This is a genomic window from Flavobacterium tyrosinilyticum, assembly GCF_023656565.1.
In the GTDB taxonomy this organism is placed as follows: domain Bacteria; phylum Bacteroidota; class Bacteroidia; order Flavobacteriales; family Flavobacteriaceae; genus Flavobacterium; species Flavobacterium tyrosinilyticum.
In genome coordinates, this window is record NZ_JAMOKG010000002.1 from 1567665 (window position 1) to 1581550 (window position 13886).

A 13886-nucleotide genomic window follows, 5' to 3' on the forward strand; every position below is an offset into this window, starting at 1 on the left:
AAACAATGAAAAAGTCAATTTTACTTACAGCATTAAGCCTATTTTTTATGGCAATAAATTCTAACGCACAAACAAAAATAAGCGGAAACGGTACTGTCACTACCGAAACAAGAACAACTGGAGACTATGATGGCATAAGAATCTCAGGATTTTTTGATGTAGATTTAGTATCAGGAAAAGAAGGAAAAATTATTCTTAAAGGAGAAGAAAATTTATTGTCTAAAATTAAAGTGGAAGTTGAAGGAAATGAATTGAAAGTTTATGTTGAGAGAGGAGTACAACTTCGTACCAGTATGGGCAAAAAGATACAAGTAACAGTTCCTTTCGAAAAAATATCAGCAGTGACATTGTCTGGATCTGGAGATGTTAAAAGCAAAAACAAAATCAATAGCGATAGTTTTTCTGCAAAACTTTCTGGATCAGGAAATTTTAATTTAGATGTTGATTTTAGAAATTTTGATTTGGCGCTAAGCGGTTCTGGCGATATTGTTTTAAAAGGGAAAGCAGATTCTTTTACAAGCAAAATATCGGGATCAGGAAACGTTAATGCTTCCAATTTAAAATCGCAAACTGTAGATGTTACCGTTTCAGGTTCTGGAAATAGCGTCGTAACTTGTGAAAGTAGTATTACTGGAAGAGTTTCTGGTTCTGGAAATATTAAGTATCTAGGAAATCCAGAGAAAAGAGATGTAAAAGTTTCGGGTTCTGGAAAAATTTACAAAGGTTAATTATTTAAATAAAAATATCGCAAATTACAAAACTATCATCAATCAATAATTAATTGCAATTTGCGATATTGTGTTATAAAGACGTTTCAATTAATTTGAAACGTCTTTTTTATGCACTCTTCTCAATAGAAATATGGATGTAATAAAGAATATTGCCAAAATTACAATTGCAGCACGAGGGCTTCCGGTAATTTGATCGATAATTCCGTAAACACACATTCCAATTACAATTCCGATTTTTTCTGCAACATCATAGAAACTAAAAAATGAGGCTGTATCTTGTGTATCAGGCAATAATTTTGAATAGGTTGAACGAGATAATGCTTGAATTCCGCCCATTACAAATCCCGCAACTGTTGCCATTACATAAAAATGTGTTGGCAAAGTAATAAAATAGGCAAGCGCACAAAATACTGCCCAAATTGCGTTGATAAATATTAAAGTGGGCACGTTTCCAAATTTCTCTGAAGCTCTAGAGGTTAAAACAGCTCCAACAACAGCTACCAATTGAATGATTAAAATACAAACAATTAAACCTATTGTACTTTGCTCTTTGGTTTCCCACTGAATTTCTTGCGCACCAAAATAGGTTGCTACAAGCATTACCGTTTGTACAGCCATACTAGAAACGAAGAAACCTCCTAAATATCGTTTCAAAGGAATATTCTCTTGTAATAACGTCCAAACCTTTTTTAATTCTTTAAAACCATTAAATACTACAGATCTGGTTAGTTTCTGACCCGATTCTTTACTTCCTTTTGGTAAATAATAGTAAGTATATTGGCTAAACAAAATCCACCATACTCCTACCATTATAAAAGAATAACGCATTGCCTTCATTGCCGCTTCGCCATCAGTTCCTGAAATTCCAAAAACTTTAGGTTTCATAATCATCGCTAAATTGATGATTAATAAAATAACACTTCCAATATATCCTAACGAATATCCTTTGGCACTAATTCTGTCTTGCTGTTCTTCAAATGCAATATCTGGAAGATAGGAATTGTAGAAAACTAAACTTCCCCAATAGCCAAGCAATCCAAGGAAATAAAATAATAATCCGACATAAATATTATCCAAATCAAACCAGTATAAACCCATACAAGACAAAGCTCCTACGTAACAAAAAAACTTCATGAATGATTTCTTGTTTCCTACGTAATCAGCAATTCCAGATAATAATGGTGAAATAAACGAAACCACCATAAAAGCAAAAGCCGTAATAAAACTAATTAATGCTGAGTTTTTAAGATGCATTCCGAAAACATCAATATAATGATCTCTGTCGCTGAATAATGCTTCGTAGAAAATTGGAAAAACGGCAGATGCAATGGTCAAGGTATAGACTGAATTTGCCCAGTCATAAAACGCCCAAGCATTTAAAAGCTTCTTATCTCCTTTTTGTAGGTTTTTCATAGAAATGATTTTGTTAAATAGGCTACGAATTTATCTATTTTTTATGATAATCAAACGGAAATTATTGAAATCGTACATTATTAAATTATAAACTTACTAAATAAAAAAAGCCATTCGGAAACGAGTGGCTTTTAAAGAATATTTTGTGTACGTATGTGTACTAAAAGTTTATTTTATAGTTCCAACTTTCAACGCAATTGCTTTAGCTTCTGGAATCAAAGCTTTGATGTTTGCAATTCTCGTAGCATCAGAAGGGTGTGTGCTCATAAATTCTGGTGTACCTGAGCCCCCAGATTTAGCAGCCATTCTGCTCCAGAATGCTACAGCATCGTCTGGATTATAACCTGCAATTGCCATTAATGTCAAACCAATTTTATCTGCTTCACTTTCATTGCCTCTACTAAAAGGAAGCATTACTCCAACTTCAGAACCAATTCCATACGCCTGTGCAAATATTTGTTGCGTTGCTTCAGATTTTCCGCTTGTTGCAGCTCCCAAAGCCGCTCCTCCTATTTGCTGTAATTGCGCAGCAGACATTCTTTGTGCTCCATGATTCGCCAAGGCATGAGAGACTTCGTGCCCCATTACAGTTGCTAAACCAGATTCATTTTGTGTTATCGGTAGAATTCCAGAATAAATTACAATTTTACCACCAGGAAGACACCATGCATTTACTTCCTTATTATCAACTAGTTTATACTCCCAACGATAGTCTTTTAAGTATTGCGTTTGACCTAAATAATTCAAATATTTTTCTGCAGCTGCCTTTATCTTATATCCTACCGTTTCTACAAGTTTTGCATCTGCTGTTCCTGTAATTACTTTGTTCTCTGTTAAAAACTGGCTATACTGCTGAAAAGAAGATGGAAATAATTCACTATTCGAAACAAAATTCAAATTTTGTTTACCTGTAATTGGATTTGTTGCACAAGCTATTACAAGTGCTCCAAAAATCCCTAAAAACACATATTTTTTCATAATTCGAGCTATTTTTATAACAAAAATACGATTAAAAAAGATAAAATATTTTACATATTAAGTAAAAAAAATATCAAAATTTAACTATTCGCCGATTATATGGAGCTCATTAAACTCTTTATCAATTATTAAGAAATTATTTTGCTCGAAATTAATTTTATCAAATTCGATTTTTTCATTGTCAATTTCAATTTCCGCCACTTTAAAAGGCAATCCAATAAGGCTGATCTTGTATTTAGAATAAGGAGTTATATATTTTCCTTCTTTGTGAAGCTGAATAATAAGTTCTTTTTCTTTTCCGATATTTCGCAATGACAAATAGCTGTAGCGCCCTTTTTTATAATCGTAGCCATCTTGAGCATCTTCATAAACCGCTGACTGCTCTTTACCATTTTTGTAATAAACATCAAGAGTTAATTCATCAAATTCTAATTCGCCAACATATTGCTGAACGGGGTATTTTGGAATAATAGCACCTGCTTTTACAAACACTGGAATCTCATCAAATTTTGTATCAATCCAGATCTCTTTACCGCCTATAAACAATTCATTTGTCCAATAGTTATACCATTCTCCTCTAGGAATATACATACGTCTACCTACAGCATTAGGTTCAAGTATAGGACATACTAAAATCTGATTTCCAAAGATGAATTCATCGTTGCGATAATGTGTCTGTATATCATCTTGGTCATAATAAACTAAAGGTTTTAACATCGGAACTCCTTCTTCAATATATTGCCAAAACATGGTATATAAGTAAGGCAATAATTGATAACGAAGACTCACAAATTTTCTGGTAATATTGATTACTTCTTCATCAAAAGCCCATGGCTCTTGATTTCCGTGATCTCCAGAAGAATGCGTTCTGCAAAAAGGATGAAAAACTCCTAATTGAATCCAACGTGCGTAAAGCTCGCCTGTAGGTTGTTCTGCAAAACCTCCAATATCAGAACCTGTAAATCCCATTCCTGAAATAGATAATCTCTGAACTTGAATATTTGCAATCCACAAATGTTCCCAAGTTGCTACGTTATCACCTGTCCATGACGATGTGTAACGCTGTGCTCCCGCATAAGCCGATCTTGTTATTACAAAAGGGCGCTTTGGATAAGCAAATCGTTTTACTCCATGGTAGGTTGCCCTTGCCATTTGTGTTCCGTAGATATTGTGAGCTTTTCTATGGCTACAAGGATTTCCATCATAAATATGGCGAACATCCATTGGAAAAGTTTTATTCGGAACCTCCATAACTGCCGGTTCATTCATATCATTCCAAACTCCTTTTACACCTATATCTGCAATTAATTCTTTAAATAAACCAGCCCACCATTCTCTAACTGCGGGATTTGTATAATCTGGAAAGTTACATTCTCCTGGCCAAACTTTTCCTTTCATATAAGGTCCGTCTGCCCTTTTACAGAAATAATCTTTTTCTAAAGCTTCTTTATAAACCCAGTAATCTTTATCAATTTTAATTCCTGGATCAATAATTACTATGGTTTTAAAACCATCTTCTGCCAATTCAGAAACCATTCTTTTGGGATCTGGAAAATAGTTTTTATTCCAAGTAAAACATCTAAAACCATCCATATAATCTATATCCAGATAAATGGCATCACAAGGAATTTGAAGTTTCCTAAATTTTGATGTAATTTCTTTGACTTTATTTTCAGGATAATAACTCCATTTACATTGATGATACCCTAAAACCCAAAGCGGCGGTAATTCTGGCTTACCTGTTAAGTCGGTATAAGTAGTAACAACATCCTGCATTTGAGGACCATAAACAAAATAGTAATTCATTTCTCCCCCTTCAGCCCAGAAACTAGTCACATTTCTTCTTTCTTGACAAAAATCAAAAAAGGTTCTGAAAGTATTATCGAAAAATATACCGTAAGATTGTTTATTATGAAGTCCAATATAAAACGGAACTACTTTGTATAAAGGTTCTTGATCTTTCTGGTAAGCATATTGATCTGTGGCAAAATTCTCTACTCTTTTGCCTTTCAGATTCATTTGAGTGGCCTTATCGCCTAAACCATAATAACATTCACCGTCTTTAGCATATTTACTCATTTTTACGATATTCCCGCCATATTCATAGCTTTCTTCCCAATGAAAACCAAGTTCATCTTCAAGAATCAGAAAATCATTTAAATCGTAAATGGAAAGACGAAGATCTGCTTTCTGTATTTTGCATTTTACTTTACTAGTTCTAATCTGAAAGTATGTTTCTTCTTCTGTAACCTCCAAAAAGTTATAGCCATGTAGCTGTGTTTTATCAATGGCATAAGAAAAATCATTGCTGAAATAGCCTTTTGTAGTAAAACGAAATCGGATTAAACTATCACGAAGAATAGTTACTTTTAAAATTACTTTGTTATCCGTATTAAAGAAAATAGAATCTCCTTCATGTTCATAAGAGACAATTTTTGATGGATATAAATCGCCTTTGTATTCTAATGATGTGTTTGTAATCATATCTCCAATGAATTAATTTATAACATTTTCCTTCTACTCAAACATACAAAAAAAGTTCGTAACGCTCTATGAATAAAAGGTTTATTCACGAAAACGTTTTTTCTGAATGAGCTTCAAATTACCAAACAAAAAATCAACAATTTGATAATTTTGAAACGATATAATGACAAAATCTTATTTCAAGATTTTTACTTAATTTAAAGTATATACTGTAACACTCAAAGGAGGCAAAATCAATTCTGCAGAAAAATCTCGGCCATCATACAAAATTGATTCTATTTTTAATGGTTTAGCACTTTCTATACCGCTTCCTCCATATATTTTGGCATCAGTATTAAAAATCTCTTTTAAGTTGCCTTTTTTAGGAATACCAATTCTATAATTTTCGCGAACGACTTGAGTAAAATTGCAGACAACAATAACATTTTCATCTGGATTATTTCCTTTTCTAATATAAGATAAAATAGCATTTTGATGATCTGAGTAATTAATCCATTCAAAACCATCTCCTACAAATTGTTTTTCGTATAATGCTGGCTGTGATTTGTACAATTGATTTAAATCGGTAATCAAACATTTTATTCCAGAATGAAAATCATACTGAAGCAAATGCCAATCTAAACTTTGTTCAAAATTCCACTCACTTGTCTGACCAAACTCAGCTCCCATAAACAAAAGTTTTGTTCCTGGATGCGTAAACATATACCCGTATAATAATCTCAAATTTGCAAAGCACTGCCATTCGTCGCCAGGCATTTTATAAGTAAGAGAATTTTTGCCATATACTACTTCGTCATGAGAAAATGGAAGCATGAAATTTTCAGTAAAAGCATATGTCATCGAAAAAGTCAATTCATTCTGATGGTATTTTCTATAAACGGTTTCTTTTTGAAAATACTTTAAAGTGTCATGCATCCAACCCATCATCCATTTCATTCCAAAACCTAAACCTCCAACAGATGTTGGTCTTGAAACCATAGGAAATGAAGTGCTTTCTTCAGCAATAGTTTGAACACCATCAAAATTAGAATAGATTACTTCATTAAATTCTTTAAGAAAGCTAATAGAATCTAGATTTTCTCTTCCGCCATAAATATTAGCTTCCCATTCGCCATCTTTTCGAGAATAATCGAGATATAGCATTGAAGCGACAGCGTCAACACGAAGTCCGTCGATATGATAATTTTGAAGCCAAAAAACAGCATTACTTATTAGAAAAGCTCGAACTTCGTTTCTTCCATAATTAAAAACTAAACTTTTCCAATCTGGGTGATATCCTTTTCTTCGATCTGGATGCTCGTATAAATGAGAGCCGTCAAAATACCCTAAACCATGTGCATCATCAGGAAAATGTGACGGAACCCAGTCTAAAATCACTCCAATTCCCTCTTGATGCAATCGATCAACCAGAACCATAAAATCTTGTGGTTTTCCAAAACGGGAAGTTGGCGCAAAATATCCTGTAAGCTGATAACCCCAAGAAGGATCATAAGGATACTCCATAACTGGCATAAACTCGACATGCGTAAAACCGGTTTCTTTTACATATTTTACCAAATCATCGGCAAGTTCAAGATAAGTCAAAAAACGATTATGTTCTCCTCGTCTCCAAGACCCCAAATGCACTTCGTAAACAGAATATGGTTTATCTAAAGCATTATAATCTTGACGATTTTGTATCCAATTATCATCTTTCCATTTATAATCCAGATCCCAAACTACAGATGCAGTATGAGGCGGTTTTTCGCAATAACGAGCAAATGGATCGGCTTTTTCGGTAATTACGCCATTTATGCTAGATTGAATCTTGTATTTGTAAAGCGCCCCTTTTGAGACATCAGGAATAAAACCTTCCCAGATTCCAGAAGAATCCCAGCGAACGTTTAAAACATGTTCGCCCTGTGTCCAATAATTAAAGTCTCCAACAACTGAAACAGAATGAGCCGTTGGAGCCCAAACAGCAAAATAAACACCTTTTACTCCATCGACTTCAATTAAGTGAGCTCCAAGTTTTTCATATAATCTGAAGTGTTTTCCCGCCTTGAATAAATCTATGTCAAAGTCAGTAAAAAGAGAATGTGGGATTACTTTAGTCATATGGCTGGTTTAGAAGATAATTATTTTCGAATTTGAAATTTAGATTTTGGAGTTTAAAAATTGGAATTTGGCATTTTTATATTGGAATTTTCAGTCTTTATTCAATTCTAAAATTGTCAACAAGCGTAACTCCTTTTTTGACTACGACAATTCCATCTTTAATGCTGTACAATTCGTTAGTAAAATTATCTAAATGTTTACCTCCGCTAATATGAACATTGTTTCCAATACGCACATTTTTATCAACCAAAGCATTTTTAATAAAGCAGTTTTCGCCTATTCCAACATGTATTTTATTGATACTGCTTTCATGGTTCAATTCTTCAAGATCTTGATAAAAATCGTTTCCCATAACGTAGCAATTCTGTAAAACAGTTCCTTCGCCAATTCGAGAACGAATACCTATAACAGAACTTTTAATCTCTCTGGCATTAATAATACATCCCTCAGAAATTAAAGATTGGTTGATTATTGAATTTCTAAATTTAGACGGAGGCAATAATCTTGGCCTAGTGAAAATTTTATTTTCGTTATCGAATAAATTAAATTCTGGAATATCTGCTGTTAAGCCAATATTAGCTTCGAAAAATGATTCTATATTTCCGATATCTGTCCAATAACCTTCATATTGATAACTTAATATTTTATGTTTTCCAACCGATTGCGGAATAATTTCTTTACCAAAATCTTTTGTTTCTTGGTCAGCCATTAGCTCCTGCAGCAAAGATTTATTAAAAATATAAATTCCCATTGAGGCAAGGTATTTTTTACCTTTTTCCTGCATTTGTTCGCTCACCTCCGATTCCCATTCAGGCAATAGCGATGGATGTGGTTTTTCAATAAAAGCTTCGATTACGCTTTCATGATTGGTTTTTAAAATTCCAAATTCGGGAGCGTCTTTAGCATTTACAGGCAACGTTGCAATAGAGATTTCAGCATCAGCAGCAATATGCGCTTCAAGCATTTCGTTAAAATCCATTTGATATAATTGATCACCCGAAAGAATTAAAGCATGGTCAAAATCATGTTTCAAGAAATGTGACATACATTGTCTTACGGCATCAGCTGTTCCTTGAAACCAAGTGGGATTATCTGGAGTCTGTTCTGCTGCCAAAATATCTACAAAGGACTGGCTTAAAATACTAAAATTAAAAGTGTTTTTAATGTGAGCATTTAGAGAGGCGGAGTTAAATTGCGTCAAAACAAATATTTTAAAAATATCAGAATTGATACAATTAGAAATCGGAATGTCGACCAAACGATATTTTCCTCCAATCGGAACTGCAGGTTTCGATCTTGTTTCTGTTAATGGAAATAAACGTGAACCTTGTCCACCTCCTAAAATAATGGCAACTACATTTTTCTTTTTAAATTTCATTTTGCTGAATTATTAAGTTGTATATTTCGATATATTCTTGGCAAACTCTTTCCCAGGAATGATCTGCTGACATTCCTCTTTTTAAAACTTTATTGAAATTTATTTCATCTTCATACAACCTAATAGCACGATTTATTGAATAGCATATGTCGGCTACAGAAGCCTGATCATGACAAACGCCATTTCCTTCATCTCCAAAATCAACAACCGTATCTCTTAACCCTCCAGTTCTTCTAACAATCGGAATTGTTCCGTAACGCATCGCATACATCTGATTTAATCCACAAGGTTCTACCCTAGAAGGCATCAAAATATAATCTGAACCGGCATAAATCAAATGCGCTAAATCTTCATTATAACCTATAAAAATATTGTAATTTCCTTTATAATCATTTCGCAATTGAGTCAACTGCGTTTCAATTTCTGAATTTCCTGAACCTAAAATCAAGATGTTAATTTCCTCAAAATGTTCAGATAAAGCCAAAGCAGCAGCATGCGGAAGTAAATCACCTCCTTTTTCTTCAAACAATCTACCAATAAAGCTAAATAATGGTTTTGACGGATCTAGCTCAAATTGTTCGCACAGTTTCTCTTTATTCTTTCTTTTTCCAGCTTCAAAATCATCAATCGAATAATTCTCCTCAATCATTTGATCTTTCATCGGGTTCCAGACTTCAATATCAATTCCGTTTAAAATTCCTTTAGATTTATTTCTTACAGAATTAAATAGAGATTCTAAGCCATTTGCAGAAATATTAATTTCATTTAAATAGCTTGGAGATACTGTAGTTACAGCATTGGCGCATTTAATGGCAACTGCTAAAGAGTTGATAGAATTGCTCCATTCTAAAAAACCAACATGTCTTAAATCAAATTTTGGCAGATAATATAATTTATCAAAACCAAACCAGCCTTGATATAAGCCATTATGAATCGTTATAAGTGTTTTTACATTTTTTAAACTTTCATATTTATAAGAAAACTGAAGTAAAAATGGAATAATGCCTGTATGATGATCATGACAATTAATAACATCTGGCGTTTTATTGCGCGCTATAATCCAATCCAATGTGGCAATCTGAAAAGATAAAAATCTTTCGATATCATCTTCGTAACCATAAATATTCGGACGATTAAATAATTCATTAATTTCTATTAGATATAATTCAAAACCTAACTTATCTGTTTTTTCTTTTAAAACACTAAACGGAAAACTAAAATTCCCTAATTCAACTGTACCCCAATGAACACATTCAAAATCATTTTCCTTTTTAAACTTTGTGTCATAACAAGGAATTACAACTCTAACAGAATGGCCAGCAGCTTGTTGATATTTTGGCAATGCACCCACTACATCGCCTAATCCGCCAACCTTTGCTACAGGATAACATTCGGCACTAATATGAAATATTTCCATTTCAGAAATTAATTTAGGATTATCATAAGAAGCAATCATTTATATACTACTTTTATGTTTTTTAAATTTAGCAAAAAAACAAGCAAAATCCTTCTTTTAAATAAGTTTTATTGAAATGGCAAAAAAGGCAATTAATCCTACTAAATCATTAAAAATTCCTAAGATTATTATAATATCTGCGAAAATTTGTGCTTTTATATCCACAAAACTAGTTACAAAATTTGCTGCAAAGATTTTTACAACTCCTATCAAGCATAAAGTTCCAAAAAGAGAATTAGAAATGGATGCTAAAAGCATTCAAGAATTAATCTATGTCCCTTCAATTGATAAACGTATTGTTACATATGCATACGGGCAAAGTGAACGCAAAGTTTTATTGGTACATGGCTGGTCTGGAAGAGGAACGCAACTCTTTAAAATTGCTGATGAACTTTTGAACCAAGGTTATTCAACAGTTAGTTTTGACGCTCCTGCACATGGAAAATCAAAAGGAAAAACAACAATAATGTCGGAGTTTATAGCTTCTATCTTAGAAATAGAAAAACAATTTGGTCCTTTTGAAATTGCAATTGGTCATTCTTTAGGCGGAATGTCAGTTCTAAATGCAATTAAAGATGGATTTAAAGCAGAAAAAGCTGTGATTATTGGAAGTGGCGATATTATTCAGGATATTTTAGATGAATTCACTTCTAAACTGGGTTTGCGAAAAGAAATTAGCAATCATTTGAGAGATTCTTTTGAAAGTAAATATCAAGTAATAATGGATGATTTTTCAGCCTATCGAGCAGCTCAAAAAATCAATATTCCTGTTTTGGTTATACATGATAATGATGATCCCGAGGTATCCGTAAAAGCGGGAAAGCATATTTATGAAAATCTTAAAAATGGATCTTTATTTTTAACCGATGGATTAGGCCACAGGAAAATACTTGGAAATCAAAATGTTATCAAAAAAATTCTAGAATTCATTAAAATCAATTAACTTTATAGATAACTATTTAAATATCAAGATTAAAGAAAATTAGAAAATGGATTTATTTGGAGAAACATTAGATTGGGAAACTAAATTAAAACCAATTTTAAAAAAGTATAAAAACAAAAAACATCCACTAGATTATCAAAATCCATATCAGTTATTAGTTATGGTTGTTTTGTCTGCTCAAGATTCTGATGCCAATATCAACTCAATTGCACCAGCTTTATTTGAAAAATTCCCAACGCTAAAAAGTCTGTCAAAAACTGATTTAGAAACTTTTTCGCCTTATATCACTAAAGTACGAAATCACGGAACTAAAGCGCAATGGCTTTTGGATATTGCAAAAACCATAAAAGAAGATGACAATATTCCTTTAACCATGTCAGGATTAACTGCATTGAAAGGTATTGGAAGAAAATCTGCAAATGTGATTTTGAGAGAAACAGGCCAACCAGCTGAAGGAATTATTGCAGACTTACACGTAATAAGAGTTGCGCCAAGAATTGGAATAATTAAAGAATCTAAAGATGGTAATAAAGTAGAAAAAGATTTAATGCAGGCTTTACCGAAAGATATTTGGTCAGAAATAGGGATGGCAGTTTCATTTCTAGGTCGCGAAATCTGCAGACCTAAACCTAAATGCCCTGAATGTCTTTTAACTGATATTTGCTTATACTACAACACCGAAATCCTTAAAAATTAATTATTTTCTTCTTGTATCAATCAAATAGATAATCTTCCACGAATCTTTTTCTTTAAATAAAGTAAAAGCATTTACACCGGAATGACTGAATTTATCATTTAAATAAAATTCATAAGGTGTCCAAACATGCGCCATTGTTCCATCAATCTGAATAGTATAACTCAATATTTTTTCTTGGAATTTCATGTTTGAAGGAATAGATGCAATAGATTTATAAAACTCTTTTGCACTTTCATCAGATAATTTATTTCCTTTCACAGTGCTTTCGCTAATAGACTGCAATATCATTTTATTCGAACAAACCAATTTGATCTTTGTTGAATCTCTCTGGTGGAATCCTTCAAAAAAAGATTCAATGCATTTTTGAACTTCTTGTTTTTGAGCATTAGAAGATAATCCTAAAAGAAGAAAAAACATAATAGTATAAATTCTCATAACTATAAAATTATTTAAACACCAAATTGAGATAAATGATGATCCAAATGTTTTGCGAACATATTATTCCACTCTTTAGAAGACAGCTTGCCAAAAGAGAGAGATTCTTTTCCTTCAAATTCTTTTTGTCCTAGCTCTTGCGTTTTTTGAATATAAGAAATTAGTCTGCTTTTTTCTAGCTCAAAGTCACGATTGCCTTTAATAATAAATTGCGGAGCTGTACCAAGGCTTCTTGGATAAGGAGTTTCACTTACCACTTTATTTTTAGCCAATAGCTTTAATAGAAGTTTTATGAAAGCATTTGGTTTTGAATGAATATTATCATAAACCATTTCATATGTAACATTACAATGAGCCAGCATTTGATCAACAGACATTTTTCCCCAAAGCGGCAGAGAATCTATTTTAAGTTCATTAATCTAGCAACAAATTGATCACAATCTTCTTTAAGGAAAACATTTTGCATAGCTGAAAATGAGATTTACAGTTAAATATAGAAGTAAAAATATAAAATTTCTGACTAAAACAGCTTTTTAAGTTTAATATTTTAGCATACTGGTAAAAAGAAAAACAATTTCAGTTTGGATCAAAAAAAAACTTCAATTAACAAAAGCTAATTGAAGTTTTAGTACTCAGAGCGGGACTTGAACCCGCACGAACATTGCTGTTCACTGGATTTTAAGTCCAGCGTGTCTACCAATTTCACCATCCGAGCATGATGTGGTACCTCCAGGGATCGAACCAGGGACACATGGATTTTCAGTCCATTGCTCTACCATCTGAGCTAAGGTACCGTATTACTTATATTTCTATAAGTAAAAGTTAGAATAAAAAACCCCATTTAGAAACGGGGTTTTCAAAAGAAAGGCGACGACATACTCTCCCACAAAACTGCAGTACCATCTGCGCAGGCGGGCTTAACTTCTCTGTTCGGGATGGGAAGAGGTGAGCCCCGCCGCAATAACCACCTTAAGAAGTTACAATTGCTTTGGGCAATCTTTCCAATTAATAATTAGCTTCGCTCCGTTCGGCTATCGCCTCGGGTGGCAATTTGCAATTAATAATTAGAATAATATTTTAACATACTGAGATAAAGAAACAAATATGATTTTTTAGAAAGTTTCCTCCCGAGCCTTGCGGCTCGGGAAAAGTTTGTGCATAAGCTTACGGATTATTAGTACTACTCGACTATGACATTACTGCCTTTACATCTGTAGCCTATCAACGTGGTCATCTTCCACGATCCTTAAAAGAAATCTCATCTTGTGGTGGGT

General features: G+C 33.0%; 11 protein-coding genes, 2 tRNA genes and 2 rRNA genes. 3 read left to right on the forward strand and 12 right to left on the reverse strand.

The features are described 5' to 3' along the window. The first annotated feature begins 5 nt into the window (after positions 1–5). Positions 6–728, forward strand: a complete 723-nt coding sequence (locus tag NCC77_RS14685) for a head GIN domain-containing protein (RefSeq protein ID WP_250836241.1) — start codon at positions 6–8, stop codon at positions 726–728. Positions 729–818: 90 nt separating this feature from the next. Here NCC77_RS14685 and NCC77_RS14690 read toward each other — a convergent pair whose 3' ends face one another. From NCC77_RS14690 to NCC77_RS14715, 6 genes are all read right to left on the reverse strand, one after another. After that, positions 819–2144 carry an MFS transporter gene (locus NCC77_RS14690; protein WP_250836242.1) on the reverse strand — a complete coding sequence of 442 codons (1326 nt, stop codon included), beginning with the start codon at positions 2142–2144 and terminating at the stop codon, positions 819–821. 168 nt (positions 2145–2312) lie between these two features. After that, complete coding sequence (locus NCC77_RS14695; RefSeq protein ID WP_250836243.1) at positions 2313–3122, reverse strand: M48 family metallopeptidase; 810 nt, start codon at positions 3120–3122, stop codon at positions 2313–2315. 84 nt (positions 3123–3206) lie between these two features. Further along, entirely contained in the window at positions 3207–5606 is a 2400-nt protein-coding gene (locus NCC77_RS14700) for a glycoside hydrolase family 31 protein (RefSeq protein ID WP_250836244.1), read from the reverse strand. Positions 5607–5798: 192 nt separating this feature from the next. Continuing rightward, positions 5799–7703 (reverse strand): 1,4-alpha-glucan branching protein GlgB, encoded by a 1905-nt coding sequence (gene glgB, locus NCC77_RS14705; protein WP_250836245.1) that lies wholly within the window; start codon positions 7701–7703, stop codon positions 5799–5801. Positions 7704–7800: 97 nt separating this feature from the next. Further along, positions 7801–9081, reverse strand: coding sequence for a glucose-1-phosphate adenylyltransferase (locus NCC77_RS14710; RefSeq protein ID WP_250836246.1), 1281 nt, complete (start codon positions 9079–9081; stop codon positions 7801–7803). After that, complete coding sequence (locus NCC77_RS14715; protein WP_250836264.1) at positions 9071–10498, reverse strand: glycogen synthase; 1428 nt, start codon at positions 10496–10498, stop codon at positions 9071–9073. The genes NCC77_RS14710 and NCC77_RS14715 overlap by 11 nt, the downstream gene beginning before the upstream one ends. Positions 10499–10613: 115 nt before the next feature. Between NCC77_RS14715 and NCC77_RS14720 the strand changes: the two genes are divergently transcribed. Both NCC77_RS14720 and NCC77_RS14725 read left to right on the forward strand, forming a co-directional pair. After that, positions 10614–11480 (forward strand): alpha/beta hydrolase, encoded by an 867-nt coding sequence (locus NCC77_RS14720; RefSeq protein WP_250836247.1) that lies wholly within the window; start codon positions 10614–10616, stop codon positions 11478–11480. 46 nt (positions 11481–11526) lie between these two features. Further along, positions 11527–12177 carry an endonuclease III domain-containing protein gene (locus NCC77_RS14725; protein ID WP_250836248.1) on the forward strand — a complete coding sequence of 217 codons (651 nt, stop codon included), beginning with the start codon at positions 11527–11529 and terminating at the stop codon, positions 12175–12177. Here the strand turns inward: NCC77_RS14725 and NCC77_RS14730 are convergent, their stop codons facing one another. The 6 genes from NCC77_RS14730 to NCC77_RS14755 all read right to left on the reverse strand — a co-directional run. Continuing rightward, positions 12178–12612, reverse strand: coding sequence for a nuclear transport factor 2 family protein (locus NCC77_RS14730; RefSeq protein WP_250836249.1), 435 nt, complete (start codon positions 12610–12612; stop codon positions 12178–12180). It lies immediately after the preceding gene. A 14-nt stretch (positions 12613–12626) separates the two neighbouring features. Then, positions 12627–12989, reverse strand: coding sequence for a DUF1569 domain-containing protein (locus NCC77_RS14735; protein ID WP_432442324.1), 363 nt, complete (start codon positions 12987–12989; stop codon positions 12627–12629). Positions 12990–13241: 252 nt separating this feature from the next. Then, positions 13242–13327, reverse strand: a tRNA-Leu gene (locus tag NCC77_RS14740). Positions 13328–13333: 6 nt separating this feature from the next. Beyond that, positions 13334–13406, reverse strand: a tRNA-Phe gene (locus NCC77_RS14745). A 68-nt stretch (positions 13407–13474) separates the two neighbouring features. Further along, positions 13475–13584, reverse strand: a 5S ribosomal RNA gene (rrf, locus tag NCC77_RS14750). A 182-nt stretch (positions 13585–13766) separates the two neighbouring features. Then, a 23S ribosomal RNA gene (locus tag NCC77_RS14755) occupies positions 13767–13886 on the reverse strand; the annotation flags it as partial.

What these genes read in the sequence shown, in the direction of transcription:
- NCC77_RS14685 (WP_250836241.1), top strand. Translation starts at nt 6, where the DNA reads ATGAAAAAGTCAATTTTACTTACAGCATTAAGCCTATTTTTTATGGCA.
- NCC77_RS14690 (WP_250836242.1), bottom strand. Translation starts at nt 2,144, where the DNA reads ATGAAAAACCTACAAAAAGGAGATAAGAAGCTTTTAAATGCTTGGGCG.
- NCC77_RS14695 (WP_250836243.1), bottom strand. Translation starts at nt 3,122, where the DNA reads ATGAAAAAATATGTGTTTTTAGGGATTTTTGGAGCACTTGTAATAGCT.
- NCC77_RS14700 (WP_250836244.1), bottom strand. Translation starts at nt 5,606, where the DNA reads ATGATTACAAACACATCATTAGAATACAAAGGCGATTTATATCCATCA.
- glgB (WP_250836245.1), bottom strand. Translation starts at nt 7,703, where the DNA reads ATGACTAAAGTAATCCCACATTCTCTTTTTACTGACTTTGACATAGAT.
- NCC77_RS14710 (WP_250836246.1), bottom strand. Translation starts at nt 9,081, where the DNA reads ATGAAATTTAAAAAGAAAAATGTAGTTGCCATTATTTTAGGAGGTGGA.
- NCC77_RS14715 (WP_250836264.1), bottom strand. Translation starts at nt 10,498, where the DNA reads ATGGAAATATTTCATATTAGTGCCGAATGTTATCCTGTAGCAAAGGTT.
- NCC77_RS14720 (WP_250836247.1), top strand. Translation starts at nt 10,614, where the DNA reads ATGGCAAAAAAGGCAATTAATCCTACTAAATCATTAAAAATTCCTAAG.
- NCC77_RS14725 (WP_250836248.1), top strand. Translation starts at nt 11,527, where the DNA reads ATGGATTTATTTGGAGAAACATTAGATTGGGAAACTAAATTAAAACCA.
- NCC77_RS14730 (WP_250836249.1), bottom strand. Translation starts at nt 12,612, where the DNA reads ATGAGAATTTATACTATTATGTTTTTTCTTCTTTTAGGATTATCTTCT.
- NCC77_RS14735 (WP_432442324.1), bottom strand. Translation starts at nt 12,989, where the DNA reads ATGTCTGTTGATCAAATGCTGGCTCATTGTAATGTTACATATGAAATG.